The organism is Achromobacter sp. SX5, assembly GCF_056711425.1.
In genome coordinates, this window is the sequence record NZ_CM160041.1 from 3,787,778 (window position 1) to 3,809,017 (window position 21,240).

A 21,240-nucleotide genomic window follows, 5' to 3' on the forward strand; every position below is an offset into this window, starting at 1 on the left:
CGTGGATGAAGCAGGATTTAGGCGAATTTTTGATTATAGAGGGTTGGCGGCCAGGATGAGCGCCAGGCGACGGCCCCGGCGTCAGCGCACGCAGACGTAGCCGGTGGTCCAGCCCTCCGTTTCGGTCCATTTGCCGCCCGCGGACACGATGACCCCATGGTAGCCCGCCGGGCAGGAGCAGGCGCCGGTGCGCGGATTGGCCGTGGACACGCCCGTGTAATGGCGGCAGCCCAGCGGGTAGTTCGTGCTGTAGGCCCCGCCGAAGCCGCCGCTGGCCGGCCGCCAGACATTGGATTGGCAGGTCAGCAGATCGCCCCGCCCCGAATTGGCCATGGTGCCGACGGCGACGTCGCAATACTGCCCTTCTTCGGCCCGCGACCGCAGGGTCAGGTAGCCGTTGACCACGGCCGAATTGGCCACGCTCAGATGCCCTTGCAGCATGGGGTCGCGGGTGTCGCCGATGCGCACGTAGCGGTCCAGGTCGGGCTGGGCGGCCTGCGGCCCCTCCCCCGCCCACAGCGCCAGGGTGCCGGGCGCGTGGGCCGGCGCGCCGGGAGCCGGCGGATTGGCGAAATTGAAGGCCGCCCCGCGCAGCCGTCCCGGGGTGTCGGGCCATACCGCGCCGCCATAGCCGCCCGCGGCCTCGATGACGGCCGCCATGCCGACCGGATCGGGCGCTTGCGTGCCTTTCTTGAACAAAGGCCGTGCGCTGTAGACCAGCCCGTCCAGCCGGCATGGCGCTTTCGGGCAGCCCGGGCTGCGCACGATGCGCAGGCGCACGCCGAATCCCAGGGCCGAGCGCGCCGGAAAACCGGCGGGCAGGAATCCGGCCGCCTGCAGTTCGCCCAGCGTGGGAGCCAGGGGCCTGGCGAACAGCGGCGCGCCCTGCGGGCTGCGCGGCGGCTTGCCCTGGACCAGGGCGTCGAAGTGGCGCGACAGCGCCTGCGCCAGCGCCAGCCTGACCTGGGTGAGCCAGACGCCGGTGGCGCGCGCCGCCGCGTCCTCGATCCGCTGGACCTGCCGGTTGGAGGCCCAGATCGCCGCCATCGCGCCCAGGGCCAGCGCCAGCGCCAGGCCCGGCAGCGAGAATCCGCGCTGCCTGCCGCCGGAATGGGCGCTCCGCGTCATCTGGCGGTGAACACGAAGGTGTTGACGTCGCCCGGGCTGCACTGCGCCTGGGCCTGCGCCGCCCGGTAGGGGATGGCGGGCGTGGCCAGCGAGTCCTTGACCACCCGCATGCCGCCCTTGCCGCCGATGGAGATGATTTCGGACATGCGCTGCAGCACCGAAGCCAGCGCCGGGCATGCCGCGTGGCTGACGTTGGTCAGCGTGATGGAAAACGCCGACCCCGGCTGCGGACTGCCGGCCGCGACCGCCGCCACCCGGACCACGCCGTTCGCGCCCTGGCCGCTGCCGCCCAGGCCATGCACGATGCGCGCCCCGCTGCCCGAGCCCTCCACCGACAGGACGCTGGAATCGCGCAACGCGTTGGCCATGGCGCCGGTGTCCAGGCCCGCATACGGCGCCACGCCGCTTCCCAGCCCGTTGATCTTCACGCTGGCGATGAAGCGCTGCAGTTCCTGGCCCACCTTGGGCACCTTATTCTCGATGACGTAGGCGCCTATGGCCGGAATGCCGACGATGGCGATCAACAGCACGATGGCGGTGGCGATGGACACCTCCATCAGCGAAAAGCCGCGCTGCCGCACCGGGCTGGAAGGGAATTCACGGAAAAGCCGCATGCTGGTCTCCTGGATGGGATGAAGCGCCGGCGCCCCTAGCGGCCGGCATAGAAATTGGTCAGCGCCTGCCGCAGTTCGTCGATCGCGCCGTAGTGCCATAGCGTGATGCCCAGCACGGCCGCCACCGACGAGATCAGCAGCATCCAGCGCAGCGCCTGCGCCTGGCGGCGCACGCGCGCGAGCAGGCGCTGCTCCACGCGCCGGCGCGCGCGCGCCAGCCCCGCCTCCATGCCCAGGGCGTCGATCATGTCGGCCAGATACCACCAGGCGTCCGCCTCCAGCAGGCCGGTGCCGAATATCTCCGCGCCGGCCAGGCCGGCGTCTATCCGGCCCAGCATGTCCAGCAGATGCGCGTGCAGCCAGGGCGGCGCGTCGCGCGTCTGGACGGCCAGGGCGCGCCGCAGGCGCGTGTCGGCGGCGCCGTGCTGCCGGATCAGCACGGCCAGCAGCGACAGAAAGCGGATGGCCTGGAAATCGCGGTAGAGCCGCCAGATCAGCCAGCGGTCCAGCCGCGCCCGCAGCGGCCCGGTCAGGTTCGGCAGCGACCACAGGCTCAGCGCCGCCAGCCCGAACACCAGCACCAGCCACAGCGCCAGCCAGGTCCGCAGGCCTTGGGCGAATGCGAACAGGGCGCGGGTCAGGCCGGGGTAGTCCTCGGCCGGCACGGTCTGGAACACGTGCTGCAGCTGCGGCACGCTGAAAAACGGAATCGCGCACAGCATGGCGAAAGCCACGCCGGCCGCCGCCACGCCGGCCGCGGCGGTGGATGCCAGCGCCAGCCACGCGTCCGCGGCCAGCCGCAGGGCGCGCGCCAGGTCGCGCAATGCGGCCGGCAGATCGCCGCCCTCGTCCTGCACGCAGGCGAGCAGCAGGCATTCGCTGGCCGGCAGCGTGTCCGACCAGGCCGCGCCCAGGTCGCCGCCGGCCTCCTGGTAGGCGCTCGCCCAATACGCCGACAGGCGGCCGCGCACCGAATCCTGGCCATGCCGGCGCGCGTCGTCTTCGAAGATGTCGCGCAGGCTCTTGCGGCCCTGCGTGCCCTCGACCAGGTCGGCCAGGTACTCGTAGTAGTCTGCGCGGCGGGGGCGAAAGCGCGCGGCGTCCAGGCGCAGCAGCCACGCGCGGACAGCCGGCCAGCCCCAGGCCTGGGCGTTCATGCGCCCTCCCCGGCATCCGCCTGCCGCATGGCCGCGTCCAGGTCGAAGCGGCGCGGCAGCGCGCGCGGATCGATTTCCCCCAGGTTGACCCGGTACAGGGCGCTGTGCAGCGCCTGCGCGCCCCGCGTGGCCTGTTTCAGGCCGAGGTTGTCGCGCGTGCGCACGCATTCGAGGAATCCCTCCATGCGCTCCGGTTCGATCATTTCGGCGGCGACGCAGCGGCCGGCGATGCCGTTCAGTTCGGGCAGATCGGCACGCCGGCAATCGGCGCAGCCGGCGGCGTTGCGCACGCGCAGCGCGCCGGGGTCGAGCTGAAACGCGGCGGCGATCCGCGCCATCCAGGCCCGGCTGTCGGCGCCGGCCGCGTCGCCTGCCGTCCGCAGGCTGTCGGCCGGCAACGCGCAGCGGTCGCACAGGCGCGGAAGCAGGGTCTGGTAGACCAGCAGCTTGAGGATGCCGGGCGTGGCCAGGAAATCGCGCGACACGCCGATCGCCGCCGAGGCCAGGCGTTCGGGAATCATGGCGGCGCTACCCGCATGGGTCGTGGTGTAGAGGCTGGCGCCGGAGCCGGCCAGGTCTATGAAGGCCCGGCCGGTGTCGAGGTCGCGGATTTCGCCGATGAGCAGATCGTTCATCGCGCAGCGCTTGACGGTCTTGAGCTTGGCCTCGAACGCCGGCGACGCGGACTGGTCCAGCGCCCCGCCCAGCGTGTTCTGCAGCGCGTTGCCGATGAGGTATTCCACCGGATCTTCGAGCGTGATGACCTTGCGGGCCGGCGCGATGCCGCGCATCAGCGCGGCGATCGTGGTGGACTTGCCGGAGCCGACCACGCCGGCCAGCACGATGGCGCCGCCCTCGCGTTCGCGGGCGCGCTCCAGGGTCCGCACCTGGTCCGGCAGGTAGCCCAGCGCCTGCAGGTCGCCGGCGGCGGTCGCGTCCGGACGCAGGATGCGCAGGCAGACCGACGGCCCGGCGTCGGTGGCCAGCGAGGCCCAGCGCAGCATGATGGGCGTGCCGTCCACGTCCAGCGCGATGCGGCCCTGCTGTTCCAGCGCGGGGTCGAACACCGCGCCGTTGCCGCCCCTGACGTCCATCCACGCCACGGCCAGCACCTCCAGCAGGGTCGCGTTCGACAGGCCGGCATAGCGCCCGGCGGCGACGTACTCGCCGCCTATGGTGTAGCGGATCTCGCAGGCCTCGCGGCGCCGGTCGACGTTGATGTGCACGTCGCTCGCCCCCTGCGCCACGCCCCAGCGCACGATGTCCAGGAACAGCGCCGCCAGCGCCGAGACGCGCGCCTGCTGCTGCGCCCCGTCCCGAGCCAGGCCGGGCACCGTAAGCTGCCCGCGGGCCACCATCAGGAGCAGCGGGGCCGGCAGCCGATAGCGCGGCACCTGCGCCTGCCGGTATCCCCGCGCCCGGACCATGCGTTCGATTTCGTCGATCTGGTCGCCCAGCAGGTAGTCTTTTACCGCGAACATGGCGACCTCGCCGTTGGCCAGCAGCACCGGGCACAAGCGGCCGGACAGCGCGGCCAGGTCGAATTCGCGCCCCAGCGCGCGCACGAACGCCGGCGTCATGCGGGCGATGTCTTCCGGCGTCTGCAGCGCCGGCGCGCGATCCGCCGGCCCCGCGGGGAACAAGGGAACGGGCTTCATGGCAGGCTCCGGCCCAGGTCCAGGCAGGCGGTGCGTTCGAGGCCGTCGCGGCGCAGCCGCACGCAGGCGTCCTCGATGGCCAGCAGGCGATAGGCGCCGGCCACGGCGGCGCCCGCGACGGGCGCGCCGCGGCCGGCCTGGTAGCGCAGCACCGCGCCGTTGACGTCGAGATCCACGCGCAGGCGGCGCGCGGTGCCGTAGATGGCCAGCACCCGGATATCGTCGTCGGCCCGGACGGCGGGCGCGGCCGTAGGGACCGCCGGCGCCTGGTCCGCGCCCGCCGGGCAGCGGCCCGGCACGCTGCAATCCGCCAGCGCGGCCGCGGTCTCCGCGCGCAGCAACATGCGCACGGTTTCCGCTTCCGGCCAGGCCTGCGGTTCGGCGGCCGGCGGCGGCTCGGCGCGCGCGCATGGCGCCAGCGAGATTGCCAGCGCGGTTGCCGCCGTGACGCCGTAAAGCAGCCGCGGCGCGGGCTTGCGGTCCGCCCTAATCCTGTTCATAGAGTTCTCCGTGCAATTCGGCGACGAGCGTGCTGGCGGCCAGCGCGGGACGCGGCTGCGGCTGGATTTCCAGCGCCAGGCGCGACCAGCGCGCCGTCGAAATCGTGTCGGGCAGCAGCGCCAGCGAACGCAACGGCCCGCGCAAGACCAGCGTCCGATGGCGGACGGCCCGCCCTGGCGGCGCGGCGCCGGCCGGCGCGGACAGCGGCAGCGCCGCAGGCGCGGCCAGGACGACGGCCGAAAATGCCGGCAGCAGGCGCTGCAAGGCCGTGACCAGTTGGGTATCGACCTGCTCGCCGGTGGGCAGCGGCAAGTCGGACAGCCATACCGGCCTGGACGCCAGCCGCCAGGACAGCGTGGCCGCCTCCATGGGCTGGAACGACAGGTCCCAGCCGGCCGGCCGCGACGCATGCAGCGCCTGGTTGGTAGCGTAGGCATGGGTGCGGACGTAGGACGCCGAACATGCCCAGCGCCGCGGCTGCGCCAGGCACTGCGCGCGCGTCAGCGCCCAGCCCCGGACCTGGATGGGCAGCCTGCCCACACTGGCCAGCAGGCGGGCGAGTTCGGAAGGACGATGGGCCGCCGTGGTCTGCAGCAGCGCGAGGACGGGATCTTGCAGAGCCGCTGCGTCTTCGGCCGCGTCGTCCGCGGCGGCGAACAGCGCGGACCCTTGCGCCTGCAAGGCGTTCCACAGCGGCGGCGCCGCGCCCGCCAGCCCGGCGCAGGCCAGGAACAGCCGCAGCGCCAGCGGCAGTTCGGCCCAGCGGCTGGGCAGCGCGTTCAGCCGGGAAGCGGGGTCCGCCGCCTGCTGCAGGGCCGCCCAGACGGCGTCGGCCTGGCGCGCAGGCAAAGCGGGACGCTGCGCCAGCAGTTGTTGCTGCTCGCGCAAGGCCTCGTCCCGCGACGCGTACACCCGGTCGGTCTGCGACAGCACGGTGCCGCGCTGGGCCGCCACCAGCCAATGGGCGCCGTTGGGCAGCGGCACCACGCAGTGCCCGCCGTCGGGATACAGCAAGGCGAAAAGCTGCGCGGCGGCATGCACCGGCGCGCGGCTGGCGCGCCAGCCGCCTTGCCGCGGCGGCTTCAAGCGGCCGTACCCGGCCATGGCGGCGGGCGCGCCGCCCACGACGTAGTGGCTGGCCCGCAGCCGCCGCCCGCGTGAGCGCGCCAGCGCCGGCGTGTTGGAGCCGATCAGCGCGAACCAGCGCAGGCCGAACGCCAGCGTCCGCCCGGACCCGGGGCAGGCAAGCAGCAGCGTGGGCGTGTTGCCGTCCATGCCTAGTAGCCCTCTTCGACCTGGGCCGTCACCAGCACCAGCGTGGTGGTGCGCGCCGACGCGGCGCTGTCCTGGCCGCCGGCCAGCAGCGGCGCGCCGGGCGCGAGCCGGCGGCGCTCGTGTTCGTCCTGGCTGCGGTCGAAGCCGGACACGATGATGGGCTGGCCCGGGCGCAGTTCGATCTGCTGCACGGTGCCGTTGCCGTCCACGGTGATCTGCTGCACCTGGACCTGGTTGCCGCGCTCGCCGAAGCTGACCGTCTTCAGGGGCTGCGCGACCGCGTTGTCGTAGGCCAGCGACAGCAGGATCTGGCCGTCCTCCTGGATGTCGGGCAGCAGCGTCAGGAACGAGCCTACCGTTTCTTCCTTCTGGCTGATGGAGACGGCCGGCAGCGTGCTGGCGCCGCCGCCCGACGCGGGGCCGGAAACCGCGGTGCTCTGCACCCGGTCTATGTAGGAGAAAGTGGTCCTGACCGCATGGGTGACGGGCCGGCGGTTCAGGGTCAGCACCGGGACCTTGGTGTGCCGAACGACGGCGCCGACGGCGCTGAGCGCGGAGACGATGGCCTGCGATCCCTGGAACGGCCCCCTGCCCGAGCTTGCCGTCAGCGCGCCGTCGCCGCCGCCCGGCAGCGCCAGGCGCAAGCTGGCGCCGGCCGCGGCATAGACGGCATTCCAGTCGATGCCGCCGGCCGCCGTATCGTTGGCGGTGACGGTGATTTCCTCGAACAGCAGGCGGACCCGGCGCGTCAAGGCCTTGTTCTCGCGCTCCAGGTAGCGGGCGACGCGCTCCAGCGCTTCGGGCGTGTCGGTGACGACGATGGTGGTGGCGCCCTCCACGGCCTCGGCCACCACGCCCGAGCGGGTCAGCAGCGGCAGGATGTTGGCGCGCAGGATGGCCAGCGCGTCGTGCTCGCCGGCAGACAACGTGGTGTTGGATGCGCTGGCGAAGCCCTCGCCTTCGGCGCGGCCGGCGCGTCCCAGGCGGATGTCGACCTTGCTGGCCAGCGACAGCGCGCGCACGTCGAAGACGCGGCTCTCGGTGCGATAGAACTCCAGCGCGTTGCGCGCGTAGCGCCAGTGCACGGAATAGCGCGCGGCCAGCGCATCGAGCAGGTCGGCCAGCGCCTGCCCGCCCGCGCGCACTTCGAGGCGGGCGGGCGCGGTCACCGCCAGCGCGCCGTTGGCGGCCAGGCGCGGCAGGAACAGCGCGAGCGGCAGCAAGGCGTCGGGCTGCACCCGCACCGCGATGCCGGTCGCGGCGGTCAGGCGTTGCGCCACGGCGGGCAGGTCGGCGTCGTCGGCCAGCATCAGCGTGGTGCGCACGTTTTCGCGCAGGGCTGGCGGCAGCGATACTTCGCGCGCCAGGGGCTGGGGCTTGCCGGCCAGCCACGGCGCGGCGACCTCCTGCGCGGCCAGGCGCGCCGCCGGGTCCGACAGGCCGTCGGCGAATGCCTGCTGGCGGGCGGCGACGCCGGCCTGGCGCGCGCCGGCCGCCTGCCCCTGGTCCAGGGCGCGCTGCGATATCGCGCAGCCGCCCAGCGCCGCCAGCAGCAGAACCGTTGGCCAGGCGCGCCTCATGCCGCAGCTCCGCCCGGCGCCGCCGTGCGCGTGCAAGATTGCGCCAGCGGCACGACGCGCAGCACCTTGTTGCCGTAGAAGCAGGGCTGCAGCGGTTTCTCGGCGAGTTCGGTGGCGCCCAGCAGCTGGCGCACGGCGGATTTGAAGTCGCCCGAGAATTCGGCAGTGGCCGACAGCGGAATGTCCACGTCCACCGCCCAGTGCTGCGGCTGGAAGGTCCATCCGGCGCTGCCCGCCCAGCGCGCCAGCACGGCGCGCAGCGTGGCGTCGGGCGGGCCGGCGCGGTAGCGTACGGCCGGCTCCTGCGGCTGTTGCGGCTTGGCCCCGGCCCCGACCGTGTCCATGGGTTGTGCGCTGGCGAGCGCAGCTTCAGGCGCGGCGCTCACGGGCGCGGTTTCGACGGGTTGCGCGAGCGGCGCGGGCATGGCCTGGGCGCGCTGCGCCCGCGCCGCCAGCCGCCCGCCACGGAACGACAGGCTGGTCCAGGCGCCGTTCAGCACCACATAAGGGTCGCGCCGGGAATATGGCAGCGCGCGTTCGCCGTCGGGGCCGACGCCGATGATCGCCGGCAGCGGCTGGCCGGGCGCGAAGTGCAGCCAGGTTTCGCGGCCGTCGTCGAACACCTGCATGGGCGCCACCGCCGGGTCGCCGGACAATTGCCAATCAAAGCGAAAGCCTTGTTCGGCCGGCCGCGCCGCCAACCAGGACGAGACAGCCGCGTCCCGCGCGGGCCTTGTGCAGGCCGCCAGGCAGGACAGGCCCGCCGCGATGAGAAAGAGTCGGAAGAATCGAACCATGCCAGTCCGCCAGCGTTAGCGCGCATCGGAAGCGTGCGCATGACGGCATGGTGGATGAGCGGTCCATGCGCCGCCAGACTGGCATGTACGCAGGGATGGAATGGTCGCGCCGGTCCCGGAAGGATCAAGCGGCGCGCGGGCGCATAAAAAAAGCCCGGCCAGTACGACTGGCCGGGCTGGCTGCGCGTAAACGCGGTCAGCGTTGCGCGGCGATGCTGCGCGCCTGGTTGGCGGCGTTGTTCAGGGCCGCGACCGGCGGCACCTTGCCTTCGAAGGCTTCATTGAGCTGGGTGTTGAAAACCGGCTCGATGCGTTCGTAGTTGGCCATGCGGAAACCGCGGCTGTTGGTCGTGGGCTGGCTGCTCATGGAGGCGATCAGCGCCTGCACGCCGGGGATGCGCTCGTAGAACGAGACGTCGGATGCGCGGAAGGCGGCTTCGGTCAGCGGCAGATAGCCGGTGCGCTGGTGCCACTGCGCCGCGATCACGGGCTTGGACAGCCAGGCCAGGAACTGGGCGGTGGCTTTTTCCTCGGCCTTGGGATGGCCGTCGAGCGCCCACAGCGCCGAGCCGCTCACGAACGGCTTGCCGCCGTCCTTGGTGACCTGGTCGTAGTAAGGCAGCGGCGCCACGCCGAAGGACAGCGACTTGGTGTTGACGAACTGGCCGAAGGCGCCGCTGTTGGAGGTCAGCACCGCGCATTCGCCCTTGGCGAACAGCTTGTCGCTAGCGTTGTCGCCGGAGTGCGCCACGAACAGCAGCGAACGCTTCCAGCTCACCATCAGCGAGATGTGGCGCATGTAGAGCGTGTCGAACTGCATGGCCGGCGCGGCGGCCTTCTTGCTAACGGCGCCCAGGCCGTTGTTGTTGCTGGTGAACGGCTGGTTGTTGACCGGGGCCAGGTTCTCCAGGTGGACCGTGACCTGTTCGCTGGTGGCATAGGGACAGTCGAAATTGGCCACGTCGCGCAGCTTGAGCAGTTCGCCCTGCAGCGTGGTCCAGGTGCGGGCCGGCTTGTTGGGGTCCAGCCCGGCCTTCTTGTAGGCGGCGGTGTTGTAGAACATCACCGGCACTTCGGCCATCCAGGGGAAGGCCAGCAGGCGGCCCTTGCTGTCGCGGGTGAAGCTGCTGGTGGCCGGCACGAACCAGTTGAGGTCCTTGATCGGATACTTGGCCAGCAGTTCGTACAGCGGCAGCACGGCCTTGTGCTCGGCCACGACTTCGGGCGAGTGGTTGTCGGTCAGCTGCAGCAGGTTCGGGCCCTTCTTGGCCTTTACCGCGGCCACGGCTTCCTGCTGCAGCGCGGCGGGCGAGGCGAAGCCGCGCAGCGTGACGCGGACCTCATCCTGCTCTTTGTTGTATTGCTTGGCGAGTTTTTCGAACTCGGCCTTGTTTGCGTCGGTCAGGGTGTGCCAGACCTGTATTTCCACCGCCGCGGCGTTTGCCGCTCCGGCCATCGCCATGGCGGCGCCGAACACCCATGCGCGCCGGTTGGCGAACATCGCGCGGGCAATGCCCGCCAGTTGCAGATTCTTCATAGGTTCACAGACCAAGAAAAGGGAATTCCGGTTCCGGCCGCCGCCCGCTGAGCAGGTCGGCCAGAGCCCGGCCCGAGCCAACGCCCATCGTCCAGCCGAGCGTACCGTGCCCCGTATTGATATACAGGTTGGGGATACGGCTGCGGCCTATGATGGGCACGTTCGAGGGAGTGGACGGGCGCAGGCCCGACCAGTAGCTGACGCGCTCGAAATCGAGCGCGTCGGGAAACAGTTCGCGCGCCAGCCGCGTCATGGCTTCGCAGCGGCCGGTGTTCAGGCCGCGCGAATAGCCCGACAGTTCGGCGGTGCCCGCCATGCGCAGGCGGTCGCCCAGGCGCGAGAAAACGACTTTGTGGCTGCTGTCGGTCAGGCTGACCATGGGCGCGGCGTCGGGCTTGATCACCGGGAAGGTGGCCGAATAGCCCTTGGCCGGGTAGACGTTGCAGGGGATGCCCAGCGGGCGCAGCAAAGACGGGCTGAAGCTGCCCATGGCCACGACGTAGGCGTCGGCCGCCAGGGTGCCGTAGCGGCCGTCGGGGCCGATGATCTCGACGCCCTGGGCGGTGCCGCCGGTGGTCAGCAGGCGCGTCGCGCGGGTGCTGTAGCGGAACTCGACGCCGGCGCGCGCGCAGCGTTCGGCCAGGGCCACGGTGAACAGGTGCACGTCGCCGCTTTCGTCCTCGGGCGTGTAGTCGCCGCCGACGATGGTCTGGCGGTGCGGCGCCAGGGCCGGCTCGATGGCGATGACCTCGTCGGCCGAGATGACGCGGCGCTCCACGCCGAAGTCGCGCATCAGGCCAGCGGCGCGCTGAGAGCTTTCGAATTCGTGCTGGTCGCGGTAGAAATTCAGGATGCCGCGTTCGAGATGGTCGTACTGGATGCCGAGTTCGGCGCGCATGGCGCGCAGCGTGGCGCGGCTGTATTCGGCCATGCGGACCATGGCGCGGATATTGGGCGCCAGGCGCCCGGGCAGGCATTCGCGCAGGAACGCCAGGCCCCACATCCATTGCCGCCAGTCGAGCTGCGGGCGGAACAGCAGCGGCGCGTTGTCCTGGAACATCCATTTGAGCAGCTTGAGCGGCGCCTGCGGATTGGCCCAGGGTTCGGCGTACGAGACCGAGATCTGCGCGCCGTTGGCCAGGCTGGTTTCCTGGGCGGGCCCGGTGCAGCGGTCGATGACCACGACATCATGGCCGGCCTGGTTCAGCCACCAGGCGCTGGAGATTCCGATGATGCCGCCACCCAATACCGCTACTTTCATGCCCGCATTGCTCCTTGCGTGCCAGCTCGGCCCGCGGACCCGATGTCCGCAATCCCTGGCAAGCTGCTGCCACGGCAGTTTACCTTGCTGTTTTGCCCTCGCCTACGGAATAAAAAGGGGCGGAAGTCACAAACCATTCCAGGCCTGTGCGTTCCGCCCCTTTCCATTAATGCCCTGTTACTCAGGAAGCGGCTTTCGCCAGGTCGGCTTCGGACGTGAAGGCGTCGGCGTAGAACTCCTCCGGCGGCAGTCCGTTCTGGGCGCTGAACTCGCGCCGGGCCGCGTCCACCATCAGCGGCGTGCCGCAGGCGTACACCTGGTGGCCCGACAGGTCGGGGATGTCGTGCATGACGGCTTCGTGGACAAAGCCGGTGCGCCCGCCCCACTCGTCTTCCTGCAGCGCGTTGGAGACCACCGGCACGTAGCGGAAGTCGGGCAGCTGCGCCGCCCACGATTGCGCCAGCTCGTGCATGTACAGGTCGCGCGGACGGCGTCCGCCCCAGTACAGCGCCACCGGGCGGCGGATGTTCTCGTGGATCATGTGCTCGACGATGGCCTTGACCGGGGCGAACCCGGTGCCGCTGGCCAGCAGCACGACCGGCTTGTCGCTGTCTTCGCGCAGGAAGAAGGAGCCGAACGGCCCCTCCAGGCGCAGGATCTCGCGCTCTTTCATCTGGGTTTCGCCCGCGCCGAACACGTGGTCGGTGAAGACGCCGCCCGGCATGTGGCGGATGTGCAGCTCCAGCGGGCTGCCGGTGTGCGGCGCGCCGGCCATGGAATAGCTGCGGCGGCGGCCGTCCTTGAGGATGACCTCGATGTACTGCCCGGCGTAATAGCGGAACTGTTCCGAGGCCGGCAGCTGCAGCCTGATCACCGTGACGTCCGGCGCCACGCGCTCCAGCGCCTGCACGCGCGAGGGCAGCTTGCGGATCTGGATGTCGCTGGCCAGCCGGACCTCGGTGGACTCGACCACCATGTCGGAGGCGGGCCGGGCCTGGCAGAACAGCGTGTAGCCGTTGGCCAGTTCCTCGGGCGAGAGGATCTGCGCCGGATACTGACCGGCATCGAACTCCCCGGAAACCACGCGGCCCTTGCAGGTGGAGCAGGCGCCGTTGCGGCAGCTGTAGGGCAGGACGATGCCGGCGGCCAGGGCGGCGTCGAGCACGGTCTGGCCGGGCTCGACCGGAAATTGATGCTGGCTGGGTTGGATGATGACCTGGAAGCTCATGATGAAACGGTTCAGGGTTGGCGCGGCGCCGCCCCTCGGGGCGGGCGCCGCGGGCGGCCCGGCGTCAGGCCGGGAACTTGCGGATTTCCTTGACGCGGTTGGCGTCGTCCACCAGCACGACCTGCGGCTTGTGCACGGCCGAATCGGCCTCGGACATCGGGCCGTAGGTGCAGATGATCAGCAGGTCGCCGACCTGGGCGCGGCGCGCGGCCGCGCCGTTCAGCGAGATGGCGCCGCTGCCGCGGGCCGCCTTGATGATGTAGGTGTCGAAGCGTTCGCCGTTGGTGACGTTATAGAGTTCGATGCGTTCGAACTCGCGCATGCCGGCAGCGTCCAGCAGGTCTTCGTCGATGCCGCACGAGCCTTCGTAGTGAAGGTCGGCTTCAGTGACGGTGACGCGGTGCAGCTTTGCCCGCAGCATGATGCGTTGCATGATGGAAATATCCTGGTTTCGCGCCCGGAACGCGAGGTGTTGCAAGAGTGATGCCCGGCATCCGGTTTTGCCGCTGCAAGCCGGTATTCTATAATTTTTGCCGCAGCGGGACGGCCCGCTGCCGCGTGCGGCCGCACAGGGCCGGCGCGCCCTTCTTCCGGGGACGGCCCCTGCAATCGGAGTCGTACATGACCTGGATCATCCTGGTGCTTGCAGGCCTTTTTGAAATCGTCTGGGCCGTGGGCCTGAAGTACACCCACGGGTTCACCCGTCTGTGGCCGTCGCTGCTTACCGTAGGCGGCATGATCATCAGCTTCTGGCTGCTGGCCGTGGCCATGAAGACGCTGCCGCTGGGCACCGCCTACGCGGTCTGGGTGGGCATCGGCACGATAGGCGCCTTCGTGGCCGGCATCGTGCTGTTCGGCGAATCCACCAGCTGGATGCGCATCGCCAGCGTGATCTTCATCGTGCTCGGCCTGGTGGGGCTGAAGCTGTCCTCGGCCTGAGGCCCGGCGCGGCGGCTCAGAAATCCAGTTCGATCTCCACGCCGTCGCCCACTTTCAGGCGCGCCCCCGCGGGCGCGTCGACGATGGCGTTCTGGCCGAACACCACGCCCAGCTCCAGATTGCGGTAGGCCGACAGCGTGCGGCCCGGCTCTTCGTTGCGCTGGGCGGTGCGCTGGTCGATGTCGGGAATGGAGCAGCGCGTGCAGGGCTTGACGAACGCCATCTTCACGCCGGCCGTCTCGATCATGGCGGTATGGTCTTCCTCGTAGGCCTCCCATTCCCCCTGCACGACGATATTGGGCCGGAAGCGGTCCATCGGCACCGCGGCCGCGCCCTTGGCCTGCAGGCGGGCGTTGAGGTCGTCCAGCGAGGCCTGGTTGGCCACCAGCAGCGGAAAACCGTCGGCAAAGCCGAAATAGTGATCGCCTGCGAAGCTGTCGGCCAGTTCGGGATGGGCCTCGAGCCAGCGCCCCACCCAATCCAGCTTGGCCGGCCGGCTGGCGGCCGTGTCGACCTTGTACAGGCGGCAAGGCGTATCGAGGAATTCGGAGAACCAGCGCGCGGCCTCCTCGCTTTCGCGGCGGGCCGCGATCGTGTCCTTCCAGACGCCGACCTGTTCCACCTCGGACGCCAGGCCGGAACCGTCCAGCGGCACGTCCAGGTCCGGCATGCCGGGCGCGGACAGGCGCAGCGCGCCGGCCGTGAGCGCCGGGCGGATCAGGGCCATGGCCGGCCACTGGCGCTGGGTCATGAAGCCGTCCGCGCCGATCAGCATCCAGCGGCGGTCCCACGCCAGGCCGGCGCGGTCGATGGGGGATTCGTTCAGATCGATGCCCGCGCAGGATTTGAGCGGGTAGATGTGCAGGCTGAGGATGCGGGCGGACATGGCGTACCGGATTCCTGGGTGGCGGAATGCGCCAGAATAGCAAAAAGCGGCGCGCCAAAAACAATAGCCCGGGACGGGCCCGGGCTATTGCGTGGCGGCGGCTCAGCCGCCGACCAGTTTCAGGGTGTCCAGCGGGGTGACCGCCTTGAACGCCTTGCGCGTCGCGATGTGCTCGGGACGCGGCGTGAGCCCGTACTTGGGCGGATTCAAGGTGTTCTCCATGCTGTTGTAGACGGTGAACACGTTGGCGCGCGGCCACGGCGAGATGTTGCTGTTCGAGCCGTGCATCGTGTTGCAGTCGAAGAACACCACCGAGCCGGCCTTGGCCGTCATGGTGCGGATGCCGCCTTGCTCCACCAGCAGCTGCAGGCTGACCGGGTCCGGCACGCCGTATTCCTGTTTCTTCAGCGACTGCTTGTAGTGCTCGTTGGGCGTCTCGCCCACGCACGAGATGAACTGGCGGTGCGAGCCCGGCACCAGCATCAGCGGGCCGTTGCACTCGTTGTTGTCGGTCAGCAGCACCGAGCAGCTCAGCGCGCGCATGGCCGGCATGCCGTCTTCGACGTGCCAGGTTTCAAAGTCGGAGTGCCAGTAGAACTCCTTGCCCTTGAAGCCCGGCTTCATGTTGGCGCGGGACTGGTGGATGTAGACCTCGGAGCCGAGGATCTGGCGCGCCACGTTGACCAGCCGCGGATCGCGCATCAGGCGCGCCAGCACGGGGTTGAGCACGTGCACCATGAAGATGGAGCGCACCGCGTTGCTGCCCGGCTCGGTGATGGACTCTTCGCGGCGGATGATCGAGGGATCGCGCGTCATGCGCTCGACCTCGGACGACAGCGCCCGGACCTCGTCGTCGGAGAACAGGTTTTCCAGCAGCAGGAAGCCGTCGCGCTCGTAAGCGCCGATCTGCTCGGCGTCGAGGGCGTTGGCGTACTGGCCGTTCTCGTAGACCACCGGGTCCTGGCGGGCGATGATGGCGGAACTTCGATCCGTACGCGAGGCGTACGGATCCTGTGCAGGTGAGATCATGCAAACCTCCTTGTATCAGGCCGCGGCCTGGGCCTCGGCCTCGGGCAGTGCGTAGACGCCTTCCTTGTCATGCACTTCCTGGCCGGTCAGCGGCGGATTGAAGACGCAGATGACGCGCAGCGGCTCCTTGCCGCCGCACAGCCAGTGCTCGTCGTGTTCGTTCAGGGCGTAGACCACGCCGGGGCCCAGGTCGTACTTCTTGCCGTCGGCAATGGTTTCGATGGAGCCGTCACCCTCGATGCACCACACCGCTTCAAGATGGTTCTTGTAGTGGATATGAGTGCGCCCGCCCGGAAAGATGGTGGTTTCATGGAAGGAAAACCCCATCCCGTCCTTCTTCAGCAGCACGCGGCGGCTGACCCAGGTGTCGGTGCGGACTTCGTCGGCGGTGCCGATCACATCTTTGACATTGCGTACGATCATTGACGTTTTCCTCCAAATTTCAGAATGCGGGCGGACTGCCCTTCTTCGGCGAGCGCTTCGGCGACGCTGGCCTCGATGACTTCCAGGCCCTTGCCGAGCAGCTCTTCCTCGATCGTGAGCGCGGGCAGCAGCTTGAGCACTTCGTCCTGCGCCCCCGAGGTCTCGATCACGACGCCCTTCTTGAAGGCGTTCTGCGCGATGCGGTTGGCCAGCGCGGGCGTGGCGTTGCACACCAGCCCCTGGATCAGGCCGCGGCCGCGCACCGACAGGCCGGCGTTGGGATAGCTGTGCACCAGGTTCTCCAGCCAGTCGCGGACCTGGCGTTCCTTGCGCTGGATCTCGGCGGCGAAGGCGCTGTTGGTCCAGTAGGTCTCCAGCGCCTGCGTCGCGGTGACGAAGGCCAGGTTGTTGCCGCGGAAGGTGCCGCTGTGGGCGCCCGGTTTCCAGACGTCCAGCTCGGGCTTCATCAGCACCAGCGACATCGGCAGGCCGAAGCCGGACAGCGACTTCGACAGGGTGATGATGTCGGGGCGGATGCCCGCGGCCTCGAAGCTGAAGAACGTGCCGGTACGGCCGCAGCCGACCTGGATGTCGTCCACGATGAGCAGCATGTCGTGGCGCTGGCACAGCTTTTCCAGTTCCTTCAGCCAGCGCAGCGTGGCGACGTTGACGCCGCCTTCGCCCTGCACCGTTTCCACGATGACGGCGGCCGGCTTGTCCATGCCGCTGCTGGGGTCCTCGAGCATGCGCTCCAGGTAGGCCATGGTGTCCACGTCCGGACCGAAGTATCCGTCGTAGGGCATGAACGAGGTGTTGCCCAGCGCGTAGCCGGAGGCTTCGCGGAACTTCATGTTGGCGGTGACCGCCAGCGAGCCGCCGCTCACGCCGTGAAAGCCGTGCGTGAACGAGATGACGTTGGAGCGGCCCTTGACCTGGCGCGCGATCTTCAGCGCGGCCTCGACCGCGTTGGTGCCGGTGGGACCGGTGAACTGCAAGGTGTAGCGCCAGTTGCGCGGCTTGAGCAGCACGCGATCCACCGTCTCCAGGAAACGCTTCTTCGCGCTGGTGGCCATGTCCAGGCCGTGGACGACGCCGTCCGACTGCACATACTCCAGCAGCTTTTCCTTGAGAACAGGATTGTTGTGGCCGTAGTTCAGGGTGCCGGCGCCACTGAAGAAGTCGATGTACTCGGTGCCTTCCTCATCGATCAGCGTCGAACCCCTGGCCTGATTGAAGATCACGGGGAACGACCGGATGTAGCCCCGCACCTCCGACTCCATCCGGTCAAAGATTTTCAAGTCCATATGATTAATCCTCCCTTCATCTCATAAGTTGACAGACGGCCAGCGCCCTCCGGGGGCGTATTCGCGCCCGGATCGGCCAACCATCCCGGTAGTCGATAAGCCCGCTGGGCTTGCGCCGCCCGCTAGGGCGCCGGCAAGGCGAACGGACCTATCCTCAACAACATCTCGTCGTCGTGGTCCGCGCCGCCGAACAGTTGCCGGTCGAAGAACGGCTGTTCGGAGACGTGGGCGCCGAGTTCGCCGGCCAGGCCGGCGAAACTGCGGCGCGATGCCTGGTTGTCAGGCCCCACCGTGGTTTCGAGATAGCGGACATGCTCGAGACCCTTGCGCCGCAAGAGCTCGCGTAGCATGGCGCGGCCCAACCGATGGCCGCGTGCGCGGGTGTGCACCGCGACCTGCCAGACGAACAGGACGTCGGGCCGGGTCGGGATCACGTAAGCGGAGATAAAACCGTCGATACGTCCGCCGGAGCTTTCGGCCAGGACGCAGGTGTCGCGGAAATGCTCGGCCAGGAGCAGATACGCATAGAGGGAATTCAGATCGAGTGGCGGGCACTCGGCAATGAGGCGGTGGATGGCGGCGCCGTCTTTGCGGTCGGGCAGACGCATGGTGTGAGTCTGCTCGCTGACCGCCGGCGCCACGGCACTTGAGAGGGTAGTGTGATCCAGTTCGTTTTTCTTCATGCGACGATTCCCGATTCTGGGGGTGCCCCGCCCGTAGGCACTTCAAGGATGGGCGACGACACATCGCCATGCGTGTCGACGGCGGCCTGGCCATCCTGCTCCATGAGCGCCACGATGCGCTCCAGGGACAGCGTGATGGTGGCCTGTTCCAGTTCCGGCAACGCGTTGAGCGCGTCGGCCAGGTGTTTCTGCAGCGGCGAAGGCGCGCCCTGCGCCAGTTCGCGGCCGGCCTGGGTGGCCGTGACGAACACGATGCGGCGATCTTCGCGGCCGCGTTCGCGGCGGATCAGGCCCTTGTCTTCCAGGCGGTCGAGAATGCCCACCACCGTGCTGGGGCTGACGTGCATCTCGCGACTGATGGCGGTGGCCGTCATCGGGCCGTTGCCGATCACGGTGCGCAGACACATGAGCTGCGGCGCAGTGATGTGACTGACGGCGGAAAGCTGGCGCGAATGCAGCGCAATCGAACGCGTGATGCGGCGCAAGGCCCGCAAAATGCGCAGGTCGTACTGCTGTGAGGGATCGGATTTCGCTGCGTCAGTCATGGAAAGAGGGGCTGGGTGAAAATTCATTTCTATACGAATGATATGCGCACGATCTATTCGAGTCAAACAAAAATACCCCGGCACGATGTAATTAAATGAATACGAATTTGCGGCGGATCGCAGCAGGATTGCGGGACTTGCGCACCGGGCGGGGCAAGCCCGGCTGTCCCTCGGCGGGCTAGGCGGAAACCCCTAGAGAAACATATGTTTTTTTATTGAACAGAGATTTATCATGTGTTTTTTCCGATTCGTTACGTGTCATGTCGCTGCCCTCGGACCTGCTCTCCACCCTCCAGGAAAAACTGGAGCACCTCCCGCCCGAGCTGCAACGGGCGGCGCGCTGGGTCGCGGCGCATCCGGCCGAAGTGGGCATGTGGTCGATGCGGCGCCAGGCCCAGGCCCTGGGCGTGGCCCCCGCCACCATGCTGCGGCTGGCGCGCGCGCTGGGGTTCGACAGCTATGAGGTGTTCCGCCAGCCCTTCCAGCGGGCGCTGGCCGCGGCCAACCAGCCCGGGCTGCGCGAGCGCGCCGTCGCCTTGCAGGCCGCCGCCGGCGAGCCCGCGCCGGGCGGGCACGACGTACTGACCGAATACCAGATCCAGGCCGTGGGCTCGGTGTGCGCGCTGAATCCGCCGGCCGCCTTCGACGCCGCGGTGCAGACGCTGCTGGAAGCCGGCCAGGTCGGCTTCCTGGGCACGCGCTCGGCCTTCGGCATCGCCTTCCAGATGCGTTATGCGTACCAGCTCGTGCGCCGCAACAGCGTGCTGATCGACGGGCTGGGCGGCGCGCCCGCCGAACAGGCCGATAATCTCGGCCCCGGCGACGCGCTGATCGTGATTTCCCAGGCGCCCTATCCCACCGCCACCGTGCAGCTGGCGCGCCAGACGGCGCAGCGCGGCGTGACGCTGATCGCGCTGACCGACGACCCGCTGTCGCCGCTGGCCGTGGAGGCGCGCCATACGCTGCGCTTCGCCCCGCCCGACCGCGCCGGCGTGCAGGCCCGCCCCGCGCGCCAGGGCCCCGGTTCTTTCTTCCACACCACCTCCGGCCTGCTGGGCCTGGCCGAGCACCTGATCGCGCGCCTGACCGCGCGCGGCGGCGACGCGGTGCTGAGCCGCCTGACCGAAGTGGAACAACGCCTGCTCAACGACAACATCTACTGGAACGGCGGCCAGCCCCGCCGTCCGGCCTGACCTCCCGCTGGATGCGCCTTCAACCCCTGTATTGCGGAATCGCCCCATGAACCAAACCCATGTCCTGCATCGTTCCCTGCGCCAGACGCCGCCGGTCGCCGTACGCGGCCAGGGCGTCTGGGTCTATGACAGCGCCGGCCACGCCTATCTCGACGGATCGGGCGGCGCCGCCGTTTCCTGCCTGGGCCACAACCACCCCGACATCCAGGCCGCCATGCACGCGCAGATCGACGCGCTGGCCTATGCGCACACCAGCTTCTTCACCACCGAAGTGGCCGAGCGCCTGGCCCACCGGCTGGTGGCCGACGCGCCGGCCGGCATCTCGCACGCCTATTTCGTGTCGGGCGGCTCGGAGGCGGTCGAGGCCGCGCTGAAGATGGCGCGCCAGTATTTCGTGGAAATCGGCCAGCCCGAGCGCCGCCACATCGTGGCGCGGCGCCAGAGCTACCACGGCAACACGCTGGGCGCGCTGGCCGTGGGCGGCAACGCCTGGCGCCGCGCGCAATTCGCGCCGCTGCTGATCGAGGTGGAGCACGTCTCGCCCTGCTACGCCTACCGCGACCAGCGCGAAGGCGAAAGCGCCGAACAGTACGGCGAACGCCTGGCCGCCGAGCTGGAACAGGCTTTCGAGCGGCTGGGCCCGGGCAGCGTGATGGCGTTCGTGGCCGAGCCCGTGGTCGGCGCCACCGCCGGCGCGGTGACGGCCGTGCCCGGCTACTTCCGCCGCGTGCGCGAGGTATGCGACCGCCACGGCGTGCTGCTGATCGCCGACGAGGTGATGTGCGGCATGGGCCGCACCGGCACGCTGTACGCGGTAGAGCAGGAAGGCGTGACGCCCGACCTGATCACCATCGCCAAGGGCCTGGGCGGCGGCTACCAGCCCATCGGCGCGGTCATGGCGCAGCAGCGCATCGTCGACGCCATGCAGCAGGGCAGCGGCTTTTTCCAGCACGGCCACACCTATCTGGGCCACGCGGTGGCCTGCGCCGCCTCGCTGGCGGTGCAGGAAACCATCCGGCGCGACGGCCTGCTGGCGCGCGTGCAGGCGCAGGGCGCCGGCCTGCGCGCCCGCCTCGAACAGGCGCTGGGCGCGCACCCGCACGTCGGCGACATCCGGGGCCGCGGCCTTTTCATGGGCGTCGAACTGGTGCAGGACCGCGCCAGCAAGCAGACCTTCGATCCGGCGCTGGCGCTGCATGCGCGCATCAAGCGCGAAGCCATGGCGCGCGGGCTGATGGTCTACCCGATGGGCGGCACCATCGACGGCCGCCACGGCGACCACGTGCTGCTGGCCCCGCCCTTCATCATCACCGACGACGAACTCGACCAGCTGACCGAACGCCTGGCCGGCGCCATCGACGCCGCCATCGCGCAGGCGCGCTGAACGCGCCTGCGTCCGCCCCCGCAAGGGGCACGTGTAGATAAGCACAGGGCGTTGCGCGGCTCACGGGCAACGCCGACCGCCGGCAAAGACCGGCAATCTCACGGGGAAAAACCCCAAA

General features: G+C 69.5%; 21 protein-coding genes. 3 read left to right on the plus strand and 18 right to left on the minus strand.

What is annotated here, in order from left to right; all coding sequences use genetic code 11:
* Positions 1-81: 81 nt before the first annotated feature.
* The 12 genes from AC1M14_RS17790 to panD form a co-directional block, all read right to left on the minus strand.
* Entirely contained in the window at positions 82-1,128 is a 1,047-nt protein-coding gene (locus AC1M14_RS17790) for a prepilin (RefSeq protein ID WP_209164773.1), read from the minus strand.
* Entirely contained in the window at positions 1,125-1,742 is a 618-nt protein-coding gene (locus AC1M14_RS17795) for a type 4 pilus major pilin (protein ID WP_102771742.1), read from the minus strand. Before AC1M14_RS17795 ends, AC1M14_RS17790 begins: the two co-directional genes overlap by 4 nt.
* Before the next feature lie 35 nt (positions 1,743-1,777).
* A complete protein-coding gene (locus tag AC1M14_RS17800) occupies positions 1,778-2,899 on the minus strand; it encodes a type II secretion system F family protein (RefSeq protein WP_102771743.1) in 1,122 nt (373 codons plus the stop codon).
* Positions 2,896-4,557 carry an ATPase, T2SS/T4P/T4SS family gene (locus AC1M14_RS17805; protein WP_479730184.1) on the minus strand — a complete coding sequence of 554 codons (1,662 nt, stop codon included), beginning with the start codon at positions 4,555-4,557 and terminating at the stop codon, positions 2,896-2,898. The genes AC1M14_RS17800 and AC1M14_RS17805 overlap by 4 nt, the downstream gene beginning before the upstream one ends.
* Positions 4,554-5,057, minus strand: a complete 504-nt coding sequence (locus tag AC1M14_RS17810; protein WP_479730185.1) for a hypothetical protein — start codon at positions 5,055-5,057, stop codon at positions 4,554-4,556. The genes AC1M14_RS17805 and AC1M14_RS17810 overlap by 4 nt, the downstream gene beginning before the upstream one ends.
* Entirely contained in the window at positions 5,044-6,333 is a 1,290-nt protein-coding gene (locus AC1M14_RS17815) for a hypothetical protein (RefSeq protein WP_479730186.1), read from the minus strand. Before AC1M14_RS17815 ends, AC1M14_RS17810 begins: the two co-directional genes overlap by 14 nt.
* Positions 6,334-6,335: 2 nt before the next feature.
* Positions 6,336-7,913: a hypothetical protein gene (locus tag AC1M14_RS17820; protein ID WP_479730187.1), complete on the minus strand. Its 1,578-nt coding sequence runs from the start codon at positions 7,911-7,913 to the stop codon at positions 6,336-6,338.
* Positions 7,910-8,710, minus strand: a complete 801-nt coding sequence (locus AC1M14_RS17825; RefSeq protein WP_479730188.1) for a TrbG/VirB9 family P-type conjugative transfer protein — start codon at positions 8,708-8,710, stop codon at positions 7,910-7,912. Before AC1M14_RS17825 ends, AC1M14_RS17820 begins: the two co-directional genes overlap by 4 nt.
* Before the next feature lie 196 nt (positions 8,711-8,906).
* Positions 8,907-10,247 (minus strand): extracellular solute-binding protein, encoded by a 1,341-nt coding sequence (locus AC1M14_RS17830; RefSeq protein ID WP_111827230.1) that lies wholly within the window; start codon positions 10,245-10,247, stop codon positions 8,907-8,909.
* Positions 10,248-10,251: 4 nt separating this feature from the next.
* Positions 10,252-11,508, minus strand: coding sequence for a D-amino acid dehydrogenase (locus AC1M14_RS17835; protein ID WP_479730189.1), 1,257 nt, complete (start codon positions 11,506-11,508; stop codon positions 10,252-10,254).
* 181 nt (positions 11,509-11,689) lie between these two features.
* Positions 11,690-12,736: a CDP-6-deoxy-delta-3,4-glucoseen reductase gene (locus AC1M14_RS17840; RefSeq protein ID WP_102771750.1), complete on the minus strand. Its 1,047-nt coding sequence runs from the start codon at positions 12,734-12,736 to the stop codon at positions 11,690-11,692.
* A 64-nt stretch (positions 12,737-12,800) separates the two neighbouring features.
* The gene (gene panD, locus AC1M14_RS17845) at positions 12,801-13,169 is read right to left on the minus strand and encodes an aspartate 1-decarboxylase (protein ID WP_043541431.1); all 369 of its coding nucleotides are present in this window, start codon (positions 13,167-13,169) and stop codon (positions 12,801-12,803) included.
* A 188-nt stretch (positions 13,170-13,357) separates the two neighbouring features.
* Here panD and sugE point away from each other — a divergent pair, with 188 nt between their 5' ends.
* Entirely contained in the window at positions 13,358-13,675 is a 318-nt protein-coding gene (sugE, locus tag AC1M14_RS17850) for a quaternary ammonium compound efflux SMR transporter SugE (protein ID WP_102771751.1), read from the plus strand.
* Positions 13,676-13,691: 16 nt separating this feature from the next.
* On the opposite strand, the gene AC1M14_RS17855 is transcribed toward sugE, so the two are convergent.
* The 6 genes from AC1M14_RS17855 to AC1M14_RS17880 all read right to left on the minus strand — a co-directional run bounded on the left by AC1M14_RS17855 (position 13,692) and on the right by AC1M14_RS17880 (position 18,545).
* Complete coding sequence (locus AC1M14_RS17855; protein WP_209164766.1) at positions 13,692-14,561, minus strand: MOSC N-terminal beta barrel domain-containing protein; 870 nt, start codon at positions 14,559-14,561, stop codon at positions 13,692-13,694.
* A 102-nt stretch (positions 14,562-14,663) separates the two neighbouring features.
* Positions 14,664-15,590: an ectoine hydroxylase gene (gene thpD, locus AC1M14_RS17860; protein WP_102771753.1), complete on the minus strand. Its 927-nt coding sequence runs from the start codon at positions 15,588-15,590 to the stop codon at positions 14,664-14,666.
* A gap of 15 nt (positions 15,591-15,605) precedes the next feature.
* Positions 15,606-16,013 carry an ectoine synthase gene (locus tag AC1M14_RS17865; protein WP_102771754.1) on the minus strand — a complete coding sequence of 136 codons (408 nt, stop codon included), beginning with the start codon at positions 16,011-16,013 and terminating at the stop codon, positions 15,606-15,608.
* A complete protein-coding gene (gene ectB, locus AC1M14_RS17870; RefSeq protein ID WP_102771755.1) occupies positions 16,010-17,317 on the minus strand; it encodes a diaminobutyrate--2-oxoglutarate transaminase in 1,308 nt (435 codons plus the stop codon). Before ectB ends, AC1M14_RS17865 begins: the two co-directional genes overlap by 4 nt.
* A gap of 122 nt (positions 17,318-17,439) precedes the next feature.
* A complete protein-coding gene (gene ectA / locus AC1M14_RS17875; RefSeq protein ID WP_102771756.1) occupies positions 17,440-18,000 on the minus strand; it encodes a diaminobutyrate acetyltransferase in 561 nt (186 codons plus the stop codon).
* Complete coding sequence (locus AC1M14_RS17880; protein WP_102771757.1) at positions 17,997-18,545, minus strand: MarR family winged helix-turn-helix transcriptional regulator; 549 nt, start codon at positions 18,543-18,545, stop codon at positions 17,997-17,999. The genes ectA and AC1M14_RS17880 overlap by 4 nt, the downstream gene beginning before the upstream one ends.
* Positions 18,546-18,805: 260 nt before the next feature.
* Between AC1M14_RS17880 and AC1M14_RS17885 the strand changes: the two genes are divergently transcribed.
* On the plus strand, positions 18,806-19,738 hold the full coding sequence (locus tag AC1M14_RS17885) for a MurR/RpiR family transcriptional regulator (protein ID WP_479730190.1): 933 nt from the start codon (positions 18,806-18,808) through the stop codon (positions 19,736-19,738).
* Positions 19,739-19,784: 46 nt separating this feature from the next.
* Positions 19,785-21,122: an aspartate aminotransferase family protein gene (locus AC1M14_RS17890; protein WP_479730191.1), complete on the plus strand. Its 1,338-nt coding sequence runs from the start codon at positions 19,785-19,787 to the stop codon at positions 21,120-21,122.
* Positions 21,123-21,240: the final 118 nt, after the last annotated feature.